Raw genomic sequence first — 14,779 nt, 5'->3', positions numbered from 1 at the left:
GGGAAGACTGGAACTGGGGAAAGTAAGTAAGACCCTTTTTCTATGGCGCGGTTATTGGTTGCAATGCCTCTTATCCCCTGCAAAGGCGTATTCCCCTCCTCGGAGGGGAAGGGGTGGGTTCTGGCTTTCCACTAATTTCCTGCTAAGGCGCACCTATCATTCAATTGCGGTATTGGCTTCCTTTTTTGAAAACAAGTCAAAAATCAAGACTTCAGTGAAAAAGAGAATAGTCTTCTGTATTTACGCTTGTTGAACACACCTCATAAAATGAAAGCCCCGCCGATACAATCAGCGGGGCTTCTCTTTGATTCGATTTTTAATTTAAATAAATATAAGAGTACCTTTCAAGCATAGCTTTTGAACCTACAAATGGAAAGCACGACTCTAACTTAGATAGTATAAATTGTAGCTATAGAGATTCTTTTTGTAATATTATTGATTTTCTATTTAGGCACTTTTTCTACTGCTGAACTAAGATTGACTAGTTAGCCGTAGACATTAACGCTCTTTTCTCAAGTTGAGAAGATTGCTCTCCATGTGCATTGCTGTTCTTAGCACTGTTTGATTTTAACTGCTCTTTTCTTAATCTCTTTTCTGCGGAGATGTAACTCAAGAAGGTAGCTTTTGCTTTCATAACTTAAGGGTTTCTGTTTTAAAAATTATATGGCTTGTAGATAAAATAGGACTCAACCTCAATAACAACTTGTAACTCTTGACTAGACTTAACCAATCTACTTTTCTTCTATTCCCCTCCTGAACAGGAAGAAAGAACTAAACGTTCGCTCTAATAGAAATAATATCATAAAAAATATAAACCCTTTCATCCATTCGCACTATACAGTAAGACTTAAGTGCTATACCTTCAGCTGATTAGAACATTTTGCAAACAAAAACACCCTTAAAAGGTATTGTTTTGTTCATCGAATATAGTGCAAAAATCCTTTACTACAAAATAATGTTTACAGATTTCTATAAATTTATGGATAATACCTAAAAGTAAGTAATTTCGTAATTAAAATAATGCTGTTTAAAACCTCACCGAGGTTGTCAATTTAGTCCTGCCTCACCTGCAGATTGCTTACAAAACCAGAAGTAAGTGAAGAGAAAAACAACAATGGTGGCAATCTATTAGATGATAGGTGCTCCTTAGCAAGAGCCGGAGGAGAGTTGAACCCAACCCTCTCAGGCTGATCTAGGAGGGAGAAACTCTTTTCAGCTATCCGGGAGTTCCACTCTGGAAGAGCGGTCAATGTACTTTCGTGACTTGCTTTTCGGGTAATCTTAAGCCACGCAAATAAATCTGCGCCATAGAAAAAGGGTCTTACTTACTTTCCCCAGTTCCAGTCTTCCCAGAGCGCGCCTCGCTTTTGGCCCTGCACAGACGTCAGCTAAGAGAAGAGAATTTCTCAGGCCGAAAGGGCAGTGCGGGAGGGGAAGACGGGGCCTCGCGGCCGTGAGCGCTTACCGCAAGAGATGAAACAATACTGCACCTGCACCACGCAACAAACAGCCAAGCCAAGGGAACAGCAAAAGGCGTGCACCCACCAATCTCCCTCAATAAAAGCAAGTTCCAGGTAGAGGCCAAAGCGCACAAAGAAACCAAGAAGGAGATAATCTAAAAGAAAAGAAAAGCCCCACCGGTACAGTACCAGCGGGGCTTTTCTCTTAAAGGAGCGTGTGCTCAGATATTATCCGATAGCAACGCGTTTGAATTCAGTAACCGTCATGCCTTTAGAGGTGTTATCCAATAATTTAGCAATGGTCACAGATGGGTCTTTCACAAACTCTTGGTTCAGCAGAGTGCTTTCTTTGTAGAACTTGTTCAGTTTACCTTGGGCAATTTTCTCCAGCATTTCTTCTGGTTTGCCTTCGGCACGGGCCTGCTCTTTTCCAATCTCAATCTCACGTTGAATGGTGTTGGCATCAACACCATCTTTGTCAACGGCAATTGGTTTCATGGCCGCAATCTGCATCGCCACGTCTTTCCCAATCTCGGTTACTTCTTTACCGCCCGTGTTGGTTAAGCCAACCAATACCCCCAATTTACCATTAGAGTGGTTGTAGGCAACTACTTTCTCGGCAGAGACCGTCTCGTAAGAAACTACGTCAATTTTCTCGCCAATCTTACCCATCAGGTCAGTGATGTGGTCTTGCAGCGAGCGGCCATCGGCTTGTGGGGTAGCCAATAAGTCTTCCTTGGTGCCAGATGTGTTCGCAACGGCAGCGGCCAATACAGTTTGGGCCAGGTTTTTGAAATCTTCTACTTTAGATACCGGCTCGGTTTCGCACGCTAATGCGATTACTTTACCTACGGTGCCTTCGGCGTTTACTTGCGTCAAAACCGCTCCTTCAGAAGTGGCGTTGTCAGCGCGCTTGCTGGCAATTTTTTGACCTTGCTTGCGCAGGATATCTTTGGCGTTCTCAAAATCGCCGTTTGCTTCTGTTAAAGCTTTCTTGCAATCCATCATACCCGCGCCAGTTTCCTGACGAAGTCTGTTTACATCTTGTGCTGTAATAGCCATTGTTCTTTTATTAAGAAATACGGTTAATAAGTTTTACTGGAAGGAGGGCCACAGAGAAGTGACACCTAATTGGTTAAAAAGAAACTGAACATCAGGGGCTACGCTTCCTAATGTTCAGTTTCTTTTACACGCTTATAAAGAGATGAGAAGCTTATTCAGCGTCAATTTTCTCCTGGATACCTTCGTCTTCGGTACGTTTCTTCTCCGTCTCGTCTTTGTCAACTTTGCGCTCAGAAAGACCTTCTTCAATAGCACGGCCAATCAGGGACGTGATCAAAGAGATGGACTTGGAAGCATCATCATTGGCCGGGATTGGGAAGTCTACCAGCTCTGGGTTAGAGTTGGTATCTACAATCGCGAATACCGGCAAGTTCAGTTTGTGTGCTTCTTTGATGGCAATGCCTTCACGCTTCACGTCTACAATGAACAACGCAGCCGGGAGACGGGACAAGTCAGCGATACCACCCAACACACGATCCAATTTCTCACGCTCACGAGACAACATCAAACGCTCACGTTTCGCCATAGCAGCGTACGCCGTGTTTTCTTTCACCATTTTGTCAATGGTAGACATTTTCTTCAAAGACTTACGAACCGTCTGGAAGTTAGTCAACATACCACCTAACCAACGGTCAGTCACATACGGCATTTTAAGGCGTTTTGCCTCTTCTGCTACTATGTCCTGCGCTTGTTTCTTGGTAGCGACAAACAAAATCTTACGTCCTGACTTCGCGATCTGCTTGATAGCGTTGGTCGCCTCGTCAAGAGCCACTAAGGTTTTGTTCAGGTCAATGATGTGGATGCCGTTTTTCTCCATGAAAATGTACGGAGCCATTTTAGGATCCCATTTTCTGGTAAGGTGACCAAAGTGTACACCGGCGTCCAGTAAATCTTTATATGTGGTATTAGCCATGATAGTTTTACAGCTGATGATATATTAACGTTTAGAGAACTGGAAGGAACGACGGGCTTTGCGCTTACCGAATTTCTTACGCTCCACCATGCGGGGGTCACGCGTGATGAATCCTTCTTTTTTCAGGGCCGGACGGGTCTCGGCGTTTTCGTCTATCAGCGCTTTGGTGATAGCCAAACGAAGGGCTTCTGCCTGACCGGCTACGCCACCGCCTTTGATATTCGCCTTAATGTCGTATTTGCCTACCAGATCCAACAGCGACAATGGCTGCTGCACAATGGTTTGCAGTACTTCACTAGGGAAGTATTCCTTGATATCTCTATCGTTAATAGTGATATTCCCTTGCCCTGACGTCATGTAGATGCGCGCCACCGAGGTTTTTCTTCTACCAGATGTATTGAGAACTTCCATTAAATATGTTTAATTATTTTGTAAGTTTAACTGTAACAGGCTGTTGTGCCTCATGCGGGTGCTCTGCACCGGCGTACACAAACAGGTTGCGGAATTGCTCACGGCCCAAACGGGTTCTTGGCAACATCCCCTTCACGGCGCGTTCTACCAACAAAGTAGAAGACTTGGCCTTCAACTCACGCGGAGTGAACGTGCGCTGACCACCCGGGTAGCCCGTGTGCGTCACGAAGGTTTTCTTGTCCCACTTCTTACCGGTCATCCGAACTTTGTCCGAGTTGATCACGATTACGCTATCGCCGCAGTCGGCGTTAGGCGTGAAAGAAGGTTTGTTCTTACCGCGAAGAATCATCGCGATTTGAGAGGCCACACGGCCAAGGGTTGAGTCTCCGGCGTCTATCACTACCCAGCCTTTGTTAGCGGCCGCCTTATTAACTGATAGCGTCTTATAACTTAAATGATCCATTGTAAATGGTTAACGAGTGAAAAAAATGTATGCTTTTTCTTGAAAATGGTCACAAAGATACAATCTTTCTTTTTGGCATGCAACAGTCGCGTTGTTTATTCCCCTGAAAATCAAGGTAATTTAACCCGGAAAGGAAAGGTACGCGGTAGGAGTGAGGAGATTAGCCAAAAGTGCGAACGCCGATTTACATCTGTTTTAGGGAAAATAGGCCTGAAACGCGCTGCTCCAAAACCTTTCTAATGCGCCGTTTTGTTTAGTGATCTAAAATGAATTTGGCGCGAGATTATAGTCTTAGGACTCGCCAAGAGCCAAAATGGGCTATGGTGCGAAAGTTACTTCTGTGCCATAGCCCATTGCCGAATAGAAAGTCACGGAAGTATCTTCCGCACCATAGTAAGTATGCCCTTTAAGGAGATGGGAATGCGTAGATAGAGACAGAGATGCCTGGTCTCTACGGGTTCTCACCACGGCTTCTGCTCCGTTACTTGTTCCACTTTCCCCAGTTCCAGTCTTCCCCGAGCGCGCCTCGCTTTTGGCCCTAGATGAACATTAGCTAAGAGCAATAGACCTTTCAGGCCGAAAGGGCAGTGCGAGAGGGGAAGACGGGGCCTCGCGGCCGTGAGCGCATACCGCCAAAGATGAAACAATACAGCACTTGCCCCCACGCAACAAGCAGCCAAGCCAAGAAAACAGCAAACGGCATGCACCTGATATTTTACATCAAATCTTTTGATTATAGTTAGGTAAATACCTTACAGTTAGTATTCTATGAAAAAAAATAATATCAAAGCCCTGCGTTAAGCCTCCACCTATCCATTCTTACGAAGCAACTTCAACAACACGTCAAAGTCTTTGGGGTATTCTGCCGTGACAGTAACAGGCTCACCATTCAGCAGGGTAAAACCTAATTGGTGGGAGTGCAGCGCAAAACGTTTGATCACGGGCTGTTCCTCGGTGTCCTTGGCCAGGTTGAATTTGCGTTTGAGGCTGGAGAGGTAAAGCGGTTCGCCGCCGTAGAGTTCATCCTGCACAATGGATGCTTTCAGGAAAGCCAAGTGCAAACGGATCTGGTGCATGCGGCCCGTGATGGGTTTGCATTCCACCAGCGTATGGCGGCCGAATTTCTCTAAGGTGGTGAAATAGGTTTGCGCCGGCTTGCCTTTGAAAGCCAGCTTGGCAATTCCTTTCAAGCCGGGCTGAATGGCGCGGTCTACCAACAGGTGGTCAAACTCATGGCTTCCCCAGGCCACGGCGTGGTAGATTTTCTGCACCTGCCGGTTTTCAAACTGCATGGAAAGATGGCGGTACGCCTCTGGGTTCTTAGCAATGGCCAGGCAACCCGAGGTTTCCTTGTCTAGCCGGTGGCAGGCCTGGGCGTCATGGTGGTACTGGCGGGCCAGGGAAAGTAGATTGGAGGCGTTGAAAGAGCGGTCTTCCAGCGTAGACAGAAACGGCGGTTTGTTGACAACAATGTAATCGTCGTTCTCAAAAACAATAAGATCGCGGAAAGCGGGTAATTTCATAGAAATGGGTGTGTGCCAGCAAGCCGGTGGGCCGTTTATAGGCTGTTTTTACGAAAACAAGGCAAAAACGGCTGCCGCCGCCAGAAAGCCACAAAGGTACCGAATATTTTCTGGTTGACGGAAGGCTGCGTTTTAGGTCTGTTTTTCAGAAAACAGCACTGAAACGGAAGAAGCGCGCAGCCTTGGCGCAATCATCAGAAAAAGATAAGGGGAAATTATCGGCAACTCTCAAGCAGCTTTTTCACGCCTTTGGTCATGGCTTTCTGGATGGCCATAGAGGCTTTGGAAAGATTAACGGTATGCAGGTCGCCGTCATTCTCTGCAATGGGCAAGGCGCGCATTTCGGTGGTGGTCACGAGGGTGTAAATTAGCCTTCTTTCGTCGGTGGTGTAGAGCGAGAAGGTGAGTTGCGCTTTGGAGACATCCTCTTCTTTTCTGAAGTTGGCGGGCGTTAAAGCGGCATCGGCTTCCCTTCTTTCTTCGGCGGAGGTGTGGGTATAGCTTTCGGGGGCTTCTTTCCCCTCTACTTGCACGCGCAGGTAATACGCGTAACCTAATTTCTGCAACGCGGCCAGGCTGGCCGTATCAGCGGTTGGTTTTACCTGGTGTAGGCGTAAGTCCATTTCCTGCTCCACGGCGTAGGCGGGCTGCACCCCGGCTTCCGAAGCCTTTTTCTCCAGAATCTTGTACAGCGCCGCCGACTCATACGGGGAGATTCCCGGTATTTCGGCCATTAGGAGTTGGTCGCCCGCCTTAAAGTTAACCAGGCAGCCGCCCAGGGGAGCAGCGTGTTTGGTGCTGACACAGCCGGTTAGCAAAGCCAGGGTGATGGCCAGAAGGCCAAACCCAGAGAGAAAGGAAAATCGCATGGACAGAAAAGTTGAAGGCGAGGGTGCTGAAGGTAAAACGCCCGTTAACCAGAAATTATAAAAGCACCCCTGAAAGGTAGTGAATCTGTTTGTTTTAAGCCTGTTTTCTGGAAAACAGGCTTAAAACACTTCCCCATCAGGCTTTTGCTTTGATAAGTTTAAACCGCAGCGTAGTCCCTTTGCCTACTTCAGAGTCAATCACAATCACAGATTTGTGCGCTTCCACAATGTGCTTGGAAATAGCCAGGCCCAAGCCGGAGCCTCCGCCCGAGGTATCTTTGGTGCGGCTTTTGTCTATGCGGTAAAAACGCTCAAAGATGCGGTTGTGGTGCTGTTTGGAAATACCCGGCCCGTCATCACGCACGGTGACCAGCGTTTTTTTCTTACCGTCCTGGAACGAGAGCCAGATGTTGCCGTTCTCCAGCCCGTACTTGATGGCGTTGTCCATGAAGTTGATGAGCACTTGCTTGATGCGGCCCCGGTCTCCTATCACCATGAAGCTTTCCTCGGGGGCGTTCAGCAGATGGATGGTGATGTTTCTGGCCTTCGCTTTGCTTTCCAGTTGTTCAAGCACTTCCTGGCCCAGTTCATTCAGGTCGAAGGTCTTTTTCTTCATCTGAATCACGCCCTTCTCTAACTGCGAGATGGTGATTAGATCTTGCACCAGCGTGTCCAGTCCGTCCAGGCTTTTGGCGGCTTTCTGGAGGAATTTGTCCCGCACGCGCTCATCATCCATGGCCCCGTCCAGGAGCGTATGGATAAAACCCTGGGCCGCGAAAATGGGGGTCTTGAGTTCGTGGGAAACATCGGCCAGGAATTCGCGGCGCATGGCTTGCAGGCGCTTCAGTTCCTCAATCTCCTTCTGGTTGCGCTCCGCCAAATGGTAAATCTCATCTTTGATGCGCTGCAAGGGGTCTGGCCGGAACAGGAATTTGTTGCTCATCTGCTTGAACTCCTTGCGCTTGAACTTCTCCAGGCTGGCGTAAATGTTGTTGATTTCCCGGAAGATCAACGCCTCATAAGAAAAATACACCAGCAAAAAGCACGCAGAGAAAGTCAAGGCCAGGCCCAGCACCCGCTGCTTGAATTCCAGGTACGGCGAGATGCCTAGGTAAATGGCAATGATGCCCGCCACCAGCACCGAGATGAGGATGGCGATTCGCTGCGAACTCAGCTTTGTTCCCTTTTTAGGAGAAGGCGGAAGGGGAGCAGGAGTAGCTGAACTAGCGGAATTAGTCGGTGTTGAATTTGTAGCCAACGCCTTTGATGGTTTTAATCTGGTCTTCGCCTATTTTCTCGCGCACTTTCCTGATGTGCACATCTACGGTGCGGGCAATCACGAACACGTCGTTCCCCCAGACGTTGTTCAGCAATTCATCACGAGAGAACACTTTGTTGGGCGTAGTTGCCAGGAAAGCCAGCAACTCAAACTCCTTTTTGGGCAGGGTGATTTTCTGTTCGCCTTTGTGCACGATAAAGCTGGTACGGTCAATCTTGAACTCGCCAATCTCTATGACCTGCGCCTGTTCTGATCCCTGGCTGATGTCGCGGCGCTTGAAGGCTGCCAACCGGCTGATGAGCGCCCGGGGCTTGATGGGTTTCACAATAAAGTCATCGGCCCCGGCGTCAAAGGCGGCTACCTCAGAGAATTCCTCAGAGCGGGCCGTCAGGAACAGGATGTGGGTGTCTTTGAACTTAGGATTGTCCCGGAGTTGGCGGCAGGTGGTGATTCCGTCCATAACGGGCATCATCACGTCCAGCAGAATGATGTCTGGGGCAAACTTGCGGGCTACTTCCAGCGCCACCTGGCCGTTGGAGGCGTGGGCCACTTCGTAGCCTTCTTTTTCCAGGTTGTACTGCAGCAGTTCCACAATGTCTGGATCATCATCTACTACCAGAATCTTGTATTTAGCCGTGGTTTGCATAGCATGCGGTTTACTTTTAAAGAGTTCTGCAGTTTGGGTGAACTCTTTCAAAAACAGCCCAGAAACGCCCAAGTGCTACCAAGCGCGCGTCTGAATTTCAGGATAAAGATAGGTAATAGTCTGTAGCGGTAGGCGAATAGTGGTTTCTAATTCGTGTTAAGAAATTGTTACGTGTTTTTTAGTTGTCAGTGATTGGTTGTTGGTTTTCAGTGGGGCAGGGTGGCGGTGTATTTGAAGCTGCCGATGCCTTTGGCCTAGGTCAGGCTGGCTGTTTTAAGGCTTATTTTCTGAAAACGGGCCTAAAACAGTTCAGCCGCCGGGGTGGAACTCCGGCGGCTGAACTGTTTTGCTAAGATTCAGCAACTGACAACTAACCTCTAGCAACTGATAACTAAACACTGACAACTACTTCACTACATTGAGTCTGCTCTGGAGCCCGCCGTATTTGTAAAGATCTACTTTCACAGAGCCCACAAACATCTCGGCCTGGAACAGCACCGGTATTTTATTCTCGTCATCAGAGAAGTAGACAGAGATGGCGTCTTCGCCGCTGAATAACTTGTTTTTTGGCATTTTAGGCACTAACCGGTGCGCCCTGATCTTGCCGGCTTTGGTTTCAACGGTGGTCTTGCCCCGGTAAGTAACGGTCATGTCAAACACTTCATCGCCCAGAAACCCCTGCATCCTGACCGTCTGGCCCGGGCGGAAGCTGGAGAGGTCAAGCGTGCGCAGGTAGTAGAAACCGCTAATCATGTCCTGGGCGTTGTCTGGCACTTTAAAGACCTGGTTCTTTTTCGTGTCGCGGCTGTCGTTTACCACCACGGTGTTGTTGGCGTGGTTGAAATCGGTGGTTTCTTTGCGGCGGTACTTGCCTTCTTCTATGTTGCGGTGAAACCGCAGGGGCAGCATGGAGGACGTGTCTATGTAAGATGTCCAGGTGTCGCGCACGCGGTGGAAGAAATCAAAGGAACCTGTGGTTTTGCCGCTGACCGTTGTCTGGTAGCAAGGGCGGTTGTTGATGCGCTGGAGGTTGGGAGCCACGTTGATGGTAGCTTCGCCCGCATTGATAAGCCCGTAATGGACTTTGTATTGCAAGACTTCGCCGGGGGCGAAAGAGTCATTTTTCACGGTACGCAGGGTGTCATTCAAGGCGAAGCCACTCAAAACTAATCCCAACAGCGGTACTACAAGTAATAGTTGATGTTTTACACGCATAAGCCAATCTTTCCAGTATGCCTGAAGCTATTCAAATGTCGTACCAAATCCTATTGGGGCTCAGGAGGGGTACGCAAAGGTACATTTTTTCAGAGGCAACTCCAGTTAAACAGAAACGGCACCTAAAAAGGTGCCGTTTCATGGGAAATATAAGAAGATTATTCAGGGGTGTCTGCTAGGGCCGCCGCCACTTTCTCGGGCTCGCCTTTCACAATCGCTCTGATTTTGTTTTCAATGTCCTGCATCAGTTCTTCGTTGTCTAACAGGAACTGCTTCACGGCATCGCGGCCTTGGCCTAAGCGGTCGCCGTTGTAAGAGAACCAGGAACCTGATTTCTGCACCACGCTCAGCTCAACCCCCAAGTCCAGGATTTCGCCTACTTTGGAGATACCTTCGCCGTACATGATGTCAAACTCCACTACTTTGAACGGAGGCGCCACCTTGTTTTTCACCACTTTCACTTTGGTGCGGTTACCCGTGATATTGTCCGGGCCTTCTTTGATCTGACCAATACGACGGATATCCAGACGTACCGAGGCGTAGAATTTCAGGGCGTTACCACCCGTGGTGGTCTCGGGGTTCCCGAACATGACGCCAATCTTCTCGCGCAACTGGTTGATGAAAATGCAGCAGCAACCGGTTTTGTTGATGGTACCCGTGAGCTTTCTTAGGGCCTGAGACATCAAACGCGCCTGAAGCCCCATTTTGCTGTCGCCCATGTCGCCTTCCAGTTCGCCTTTGGGCACCAGCGCGGCCACAGAGTCAATTACAATAATGTCAATGGCACCAGAGCTAATCAAGTGATCGGCAATCTCCAGGGCCTGCTCGCCGTTGTCTGGCTGCGCAATAAGGAGATTCTCAGTATCAATGCCCAATTTCTCGGCGTATGCTTTGTCAAAAGCGTGCTCAGCGTCAATAAACGCGGCAATACCCCCTTTTTTCTGCGCTTCCGCGATGCAGTGCATGGTGAGGGTAGTTTTACCGGACGATTCTGGCCCGTAAATCTCCACCACTCTTCCGCGCGGAAGACCACCAATTCCCAAGGCGATGTCTAAGCCCAAGGAGCCGGTAGAAATGGCTGGGACGTCCACCACCTGGGTATCGTTCAGCTTCATGACCGTACCTTTACCGTAGGTTTTGTCCAGCTTGTCGATGGTGAGTTGGAGCGCCTTTAATTTTTCGCTTTGTACACTCATGTTTGTGTTTTCTATGCTTAAGTTTTTGATGAATTTACAACTTCCTGAGGCAATCTGCAAACGCTAGCCGCGGCGTTTTCCTGCTTTCCAGACATATTCCGGAGGTGTATAAAGGAAACACCCAAAGTACCGGATTTGTGCCAAGATTTACTACTTTTTTTAGTTTTATTTTTAACCTTTTTGCTACTGAAACTAGCAAAAAGCCAACTGCCAAAGCAGCAAAGACTTAGCGCCCGAGTCCCAAAGTAGGCGATGCCCGCGCTTCTTGGCAACAAAAAATCTCGCTTATTAGTTACAGGCCAAGGCCGTATTTTTACGGGTAAACCTTGCAAGCATCTCCCACGTTAAACAGCCGTTTTAAGGCTGTTTTCCTGTAAACAGCCCTAAAACCGATTATCAATCTGGAAGGAGCAGCGGGCGGAAAGTGCTTTCACGTACAAGTTTCTTCCGGTTTTTAAGTACCTTTCAGCAGGTGGGTAGGAGAGTGGGTTGGTGGGTTTTTAGCCTCTATTTCACAAACAGTAGCGTAACCGTATTCTTATGTCTAAAAAATGGCTTCTGGTAGCCACCGCTGCTATTCTAGCAGGTCAAACCGCCCTCGCGCAGCTAAACAACAAAGCCCTGGAGTTCAGGCGACCGGTAAAGCCCGACCAGGCCGGTGAGTTGCAGTTGGGGCTCAATGTGCTGGGTTTTCAGAAGAACAACGAGTATTTCAATGACATCGCTGAAGGCTACACGCTTTTTGGCTATCACCTCAACCCGCGGCTCATTTATTTTCCGTCGGCCAACGTGCGCATTGACGCGGGCGTGCAGGTGCAGAAAGACTTCGGCTCGCGCCGATACTCCCTCCTGCAGCCCACGTTCACCATCCGCTATGAGGAAAACGGTATGGCCCTGCTTTTTGGTACGCTGGAGGGCCACCTGAACCACGGCTACATAGAACCGCTGTATGATTTTGAGCGCGTGATCACCAACCGGCTGGAGAACGGGATTCAGTTTCTGCTGAACAAACCCGGCGCCAAGTTGGATGTCTGGATTGACTGGCAGCGCTACCTGCGCCGCATGGATCCGTTCCAGGAAGAAGTAGCGGGCGGTGCCTCGGCGGAACTCACGCTTTATAGAACGCCGGTTTCGCTTGATTTTCCGGAAAACACCCCCGAAACGGGAACCTACATCGGCTTGCCGCTCCAGTTCACGGCCCAGCACCGGGGCGGGCAGATTGATGTGGCCGATTTACCTTTGGTGACCCTGACCAACGTAGCGGCCGGGCTGGTGATCAGGAAAAGCTATGACAAGAAAGTATTGAAGGCGCTGCACTTTCAGCCATATGTGGTGGGCTGGAAAGACTTTTCCAATACCAAGGTGCAGCCGTTCAAGCAGGGCGGCGGTTTGTACCTGAACGCCGGGGTAGACACCAAATACCAGAACGTGCTGCTGAGTTACTGGCGCGGCAACGGGTATTACTCTGAACTGGGCGGTAAGCTGTTCCCGTCGGTGTCCTCCAATTTCAAATCGGCAGACTACACGCAGAAAAACCGCCAGCTCCTGATTGTGCGCTTCCTGCATGACCTGGAATTGACCCAAGGGCTCACCTTAACCCTGCGCCTGGAGCCGTACATTGATCTGGATGACCCGCAGCTGGAGTTCTCCAATAGTCTGTACCTCAACTTCAACTCAGATTTTTTTCTGGCCCGGCTCAAGAAAAGATAGCTCTGTTTTACGCTTGGTTTTCAGAAAAGGAGCCTAAAACCGGTTACCACAGCAGAGCGGCGTTGGTATCATCTTTTGATAAGCGGTACACATGGATGGGCGAGGACGGTGCGCCCGCCGAATCCTGCAAAACAGGGGTATAGGTCTTGAGGTGGGTGAACCCGCTCCGTTCTGCTACCCGCTTGCTGCGTGCATTGTCAATGGTGCAGCGGAGGTTGATACTTTCCATCTTAAGATCCTGGAAGGCGTGACGGGCAATGCCTTTGAGTGCCTCAGTGGCGTAGCCGTGGCCTTCCGCCTGCTCGCCCAGATAATAGCCTACCTCAGAAAAAGGTTTTCCGCGGGCCAGGCGGCGCAGGGTGATGTCCCCTATGTAGTCGCCGGTTTCTTTGCGCCAAATCCCGAAGCTGTACAAATCGCCACTCTGGTGCTGCGCCATGAACACTTTAATTCGGTTTTGGGCATCGGTTAAGGTCATCACCGCCGAGGTACGGTCAGGGAAATCGGGCAGCAGGCGGGCCCGGTTCTGGCTCAGCAACTTCCAGAAAGTAGGAGCCATCTCCAGCGTGTACGGACGTATGCTAAGCCTTTCGGTGGAAATTTCAACGCTTGTCGCAGAAGTGGTGGTGAGGGGTTGCATGTAAAGTGTCTGGTTTTGTTTGGTGTACGAGACAGCTTTCAGGCAGATTCTAAAATTGCGGGTTTTATGAGCAGGAAGTTTGATTCGTGAGGTTTGGTGGGTGTATCCTTGTAAAGGAAGCGAGGTCTACGTTGGGTTTCTAGCCTGACGTAAGTTTATTTCTGCGCTTTAACCTCTGCCTGGAACTGGCTTCCTTAGGGAGAATTCTCTCTTGGGAGGTTTGGGTGCTCACCTGATATTGCGGTTAGCAGATGTCATATGGTTTGCCGTTCCTTTGCCCGCTTAGTGCTTGGATATTAGTTTGTGCATGCCTTACGCTGTTCCCTTGGCTTGGTCGCTTCTGCGTGGGATGTATTAGCAGGTGCACGCAGTTTGCTGTTCCCTTGGCTTGTCCGCTTTCTAGTGGGTGCAAGTGCGGTATTGTTTCATCTTTGGCGGTATGCGCTCACGGCCGCGGGGCCCCGCCTTCCCCTCTCGCACTGCCCTTTCGGCCTGAGAAGTCCTCTGCTCTTAGTAGCTGTCCATTCAGGGCCAAAAGCGAGGCGCGCTCGGGGAAGACTGGAACTGGGGAAAGTAGCAGAAGTAACGGAGCAGAAGCCGTGGTGAGAACCCGTAAGGATCAGGTACTGGCCTTGTCTCTAACGCATTCCTATCCCCTGCAAAGGCGTATTCCCCTCTTTGGGGGGGTGGGGTGGGTTCTAGCTCTTCTCCATCTCCTTCAAAGGCGCACCAATTATGCAATAGTGGGTATGAGAAGGCAGGTAAAGTGTTTTTACGCAAAGTAGAAGAGAACAACCTTGCTGTCTGGCCATGGGCATGGTCTGGTGATATATGCCTATGGCATATATCACCAAGCACGGGAGGGCTGTCTATATGCAGATGAGGCTCCCGCGCTTTAGGTATGTTTCTATGAAATGGGGCAATCTGGTGAACAGGAAAGCTTCGGCGGTTTATTGGTTCAGGAAGGGGTAGTTGTACTGCAAGGGACTGCCTAATTGCTGTAGGCGGGCAATCACTTCCATGGAGTGGGCAATCTCATTGAAATATTCTAACCGTCTGATAAGCTGCTCTTTCATTAACACAGTGCCATCTGCGGTGCGGATGTACGCGCGTTTGTCTTCCAGTATCCGGTGCATCACGTCAGAAATCCGTTGGCCTTCCTGCATGTATAGGTCGTGAAACTCAGTAAGCGCATCAAAACCGTCTTTGGTCACCCGGCAGGGGAAACCCGCGTTGGCCAGGACGTCGCACAGGAGGCTCAGCTCTAAGGGCATGGAGATGTGGTACGGCGTAGTACGTACATCTAAACCTCGCTTAATGTAAGAGAAGATGGTTTCCAGGTTGTTTTCAAAGCGTTCGTAAAGAGCTGCTGCTTCCATGCGGAGTTAGGTT

At 49.4% G+C, this 14,779-nt stretch carries 14 protein-coding genes; 1 reads left to right on the top strand and 13 read right to left on the bottom strand.

Going from position 1 to position 14,779, the window contains the following annotated elements; genetic code table 11:
* Positions 1–481 precede the first annotated feature (481 nt).
* From HHO50_RS02835 to recA, 11 genes are all read right to left on the bottom strand, one after another.
* Entirely contained in the window at positions 482–634 is a 153-nt protein-coding gene (locus HHO50_RS02835; protein ID WP_181304501.1) for a hypothetical protein, read from the bottom strand.
* Between the two features lie 1,054 nt (positions 635–1,688).
* The gene (tsf, locus tag HHO50_RS02830; RefSeq protein ID WP_181304500.1) at positions 1,689–2,522 is read right to left on the bottom strand and encodes a translation elongation factor Ts; all 834 of its coding nucleotides are present in this window, start codon (positions 2,520–2,522) and stop codon (positions 1,689–1,691) included.
* A 151-nt stretch (positions 2,523–2,673) separates the two neighbouring features.
* Positions 2,674–3,435 (bottom strand): 30S ribosomal protein S2, encoded by a 762-nt coding sequence (gene rpsB, locus HHO50_RS02825; RefSeq protein ID WP_181304499.1) that lies wholly within the window; start codon positions 3,433–3,435, stop codon positions 2,674–2,676.
* A 24-nt stretch (positions 3,436–3,459) separates the two neighbouring features.
* The gene (gene rpsI / locus HHO50_RS02820; RefSeq protein WP_181304498.1) at positions 3,460–3,846 is read right to left on the bottom strand and encodes a 30S ribosomal protein S9; all 387 of its coding nucleotides are present in this window, start codon (positions 3,844–3,846) and stop codon (positions 3,460–3,462) included.
* 13 nt (positions 3,847–3,859) lie between these two features.
* On the bottom strand, positions 3,860–4,309 hold the full coding sequence (gene rplM / locus HHO50_RS02815; RefSeq protein WP_062544037.1) for a 50S ribosomal protein L13: 450 nt from the start codon (positions 4,307–4,309) through the stop codon (positions 3,860–3,862).
* A gap of 809 nt (positions 4,310–5,118) precedes the next feature.
* Positions 5,119–5,832: an RluA family pseudouridine synthase gene (locus HHO50_RS02810; protein WP_181304497.1), complete on the bottom strand. Its 714-nt coding sequence runs from the start codon at positions 5,830–5,832 to the stop codon at positions 5,119–5,121.
* Between the two features lie 215 nt (positions 5,833–6,047).
* Positions 6,048–6,701: a hypothetical protein gene (locus HHO50_RS02805; RefSeq protein WP_181304496.1), complete on the bottom strand. Its 654-nt coding sequence runs from the start codon at positions 6,699–6,701 to the stop codon at positions 6,048–6,050.
* A 136-nt stretch (positions 6,702–6,837) separates the two neighbouring features.
* On the bottom strand, positions 6,838–7,959 hold the full coding sequence (locus HHO50_RS02800) for a cell wall metabolism sensor histidine kinase WalK (RefSeq protein ID WP_255478569.1): 1,122 nt from the start codon (positions 7,957–7,959) through the stop codon (positions 6,838–6,840).
* Entirely contained in the window at positions 7,934–8,626 is a 693-nt protein-coding gene (locus HHO50_RS02795) for a response regulator transcription factor (protein ID WP_181304495.1), read from the bottom strand. The genes HHO50_RS02800 and HHO50_RS02795 overlap by 26 nt, the downstream gene beginning before the upstream one ends.
* A 405-nt stretch (positions 8,627–9,031) precedes the next feature.
* Positions 9,032–9,841, bottom strand: a complete 810-nt coding sequence (locus HHO50_RS02790; RefSeq protein ID WP_181304494.1) for a DUF3108 domain-containing protein — start codon at positions 9,839–9,841, stop codon at positions 9,032–9,034.
* A 158-nt stretch (positions 9,842–9,999) separates the two neighbouring features.
* Positions 10,000–11,037, bottom strand: a complete 1,038-nt coding sequence (recA, locus tag HHO50_RS02785) for a recombinase RecA (RefSeq protein ID WP_181304493.1) — start codon at positions 11,035–11,037, stop codon at positions 10,000–10,002.
* 540 nt (positions 11,038–11,577) lie between these two features.
* On the opposite strand from recA, the gene HHO50_RS02780 reads away from it, so the two are divergent.
* Positions 11,578–12,747 carry a hypothetical protein gene (locus HHO50_RS02780; RefSeq protein WP_255478568.1) on the top strand — a complete coding sequence of 390 codons (1,170 nt, stop codon included), beginning with the start codon at positions 11,578–11,580 and terminating at the stop codon, positions 12,745–12,747.
* Between the two features lie 43 nt (positions 12,748–12,790).
* On the opposite strand, the gene HHO50_RS02775 is transcribed toward HHO50_RS02780, so the two are convergent.
* Together HHO50_RS02775 and HHO50_RS02770 are read right to left on the bottom strand one after the other, a co-directional pair.
* The gene (locus HHO50_RS02775; protein WP_181304492.1) at positions 12,791–13,387 is read right to left on the bottom strand and encodes a GNAT family N-acetyltransferase; all 597 of its coding nucleotides are present in this window, start codon (positions 13,385–13,387) and stop codon (positions 12,791–12,793) included.
* 950 nt (positions 13,388–14,337) lie between these two features.
* Positions 14,338–14,766: a hypothetical protein gene (locus HHO50_RS02770; RefSeq protein WP_181304491.1), complete on the bottom strand. Its 429-nt coding sequence runs from the start codon at positions 14,764–14,766 to the stop codon at positions 14,338–14,340.
* Positions 14,767–14,779: the final 13 nt, after the last annotated feature.

It is taken from the genome of Rufibacter sp. XAAS-G3-1 (assembly GCF_013623775.1).
Classification (GTDB): domain Bacteria; phylum Bacteroidota; class Bacteroidia; order Cytophagales; family Hymenobacteraceae; genus Nibribacter.
Note: the sequence above shows the minus strand (reverse complement) of the source record. Positions and strands in the feature narration are given on the sequence as shown.

Bases quoted from the DNA above. Each gene is read 5' to 3' on its own strand.
- HHO50_RS02835 (WP_181304501.1), bottom strand. From the start codon at position 634: ATGAAAGCAAAAGCTACCTTCTTGAGTTACATCTCCGCAGAAAAGAGA.
- tsf (WP_181304500.1), bottom strand. From the start codon at position 2,522: ATGGCTATTACAGCACAAGATGTAAACAGACTTCGTCAGGAAACTGGC.
- rpsB (WP_181304499.1), bottom strand. From the start codon at position 3,435: ATGGCTAATACCACATATAAAGATTTACTGGACGCCGGTGTACACTTT.
- rpsI (WP_181304498.1), bottom strand. From the start codon at position 3,846: ATGGAAGTTCTCAATACATCTGGTAGAAGAAAAACCTCGGTGGCGCGC.
- rplM (WP_062544037.1), bottom strand. From the start codon at position 4,309: ATGGATCATTTAAGTTATAAGACGCTATCAGTTAATAAGGCGGCCGCT.
- HHO50_RS02810 (WP_181304497.1), bottom strand. From the start codon at position 5,832: ATGAAATTACCCGCTTTCCGCGATCTTATTGTTTTTGAGAACGACGAT.
- HHO50_RS02805 (WP_181304496.1), bottom strand. From the start codon at position 6,701: ATGCGATTTTCCTTTCTCTCTGGGTTTGGCCTTCTGGCCATCACCCTG.
- HHO50_RS02795 (WP_181304495.1), bottom strand. From the start codon at position 8,626: ATGCAAACCACGGCTAAATACAAGATTCTGGTAGTAGATGATGATCCA.
- HHO50_RS02790 (WP_181304494.1), bottom strand. From the start codon at position 9,841: ATGCGTGTAAAACATCAACTATTACTTGTAGTACCGCTGTTGGGATTA.
- recA (WP_181304493.1), bottom strand. From the start codon at position 11,037: ATGAGTGTACAAAGCGAAAAATTAAAGGCGCTCCAACTCACCATCGAC.
- HHO50_RS02780 (WP_255478568.1), top strand. From the start codon at position 11,578: ATGTCTAAAAAATGGCTTCTGGTAGCCACCGCTGCTATTCTAGCAGGT.
- HHO50_RS02775 (WP_181304492.1), bottom strand. From the start codon at position 13,387: ATGCAACCCCTCACCACCACTTCTGCGACAAGCGTTGAAATTTCCACC.
- HHO50_RS02770 (WP_181304491.1), bottom strand. From the start codon at position 14,766: ATGGAAGCAGCAGCTCTTTACGAACGCTTTGAAAACAACCTGGAAACC.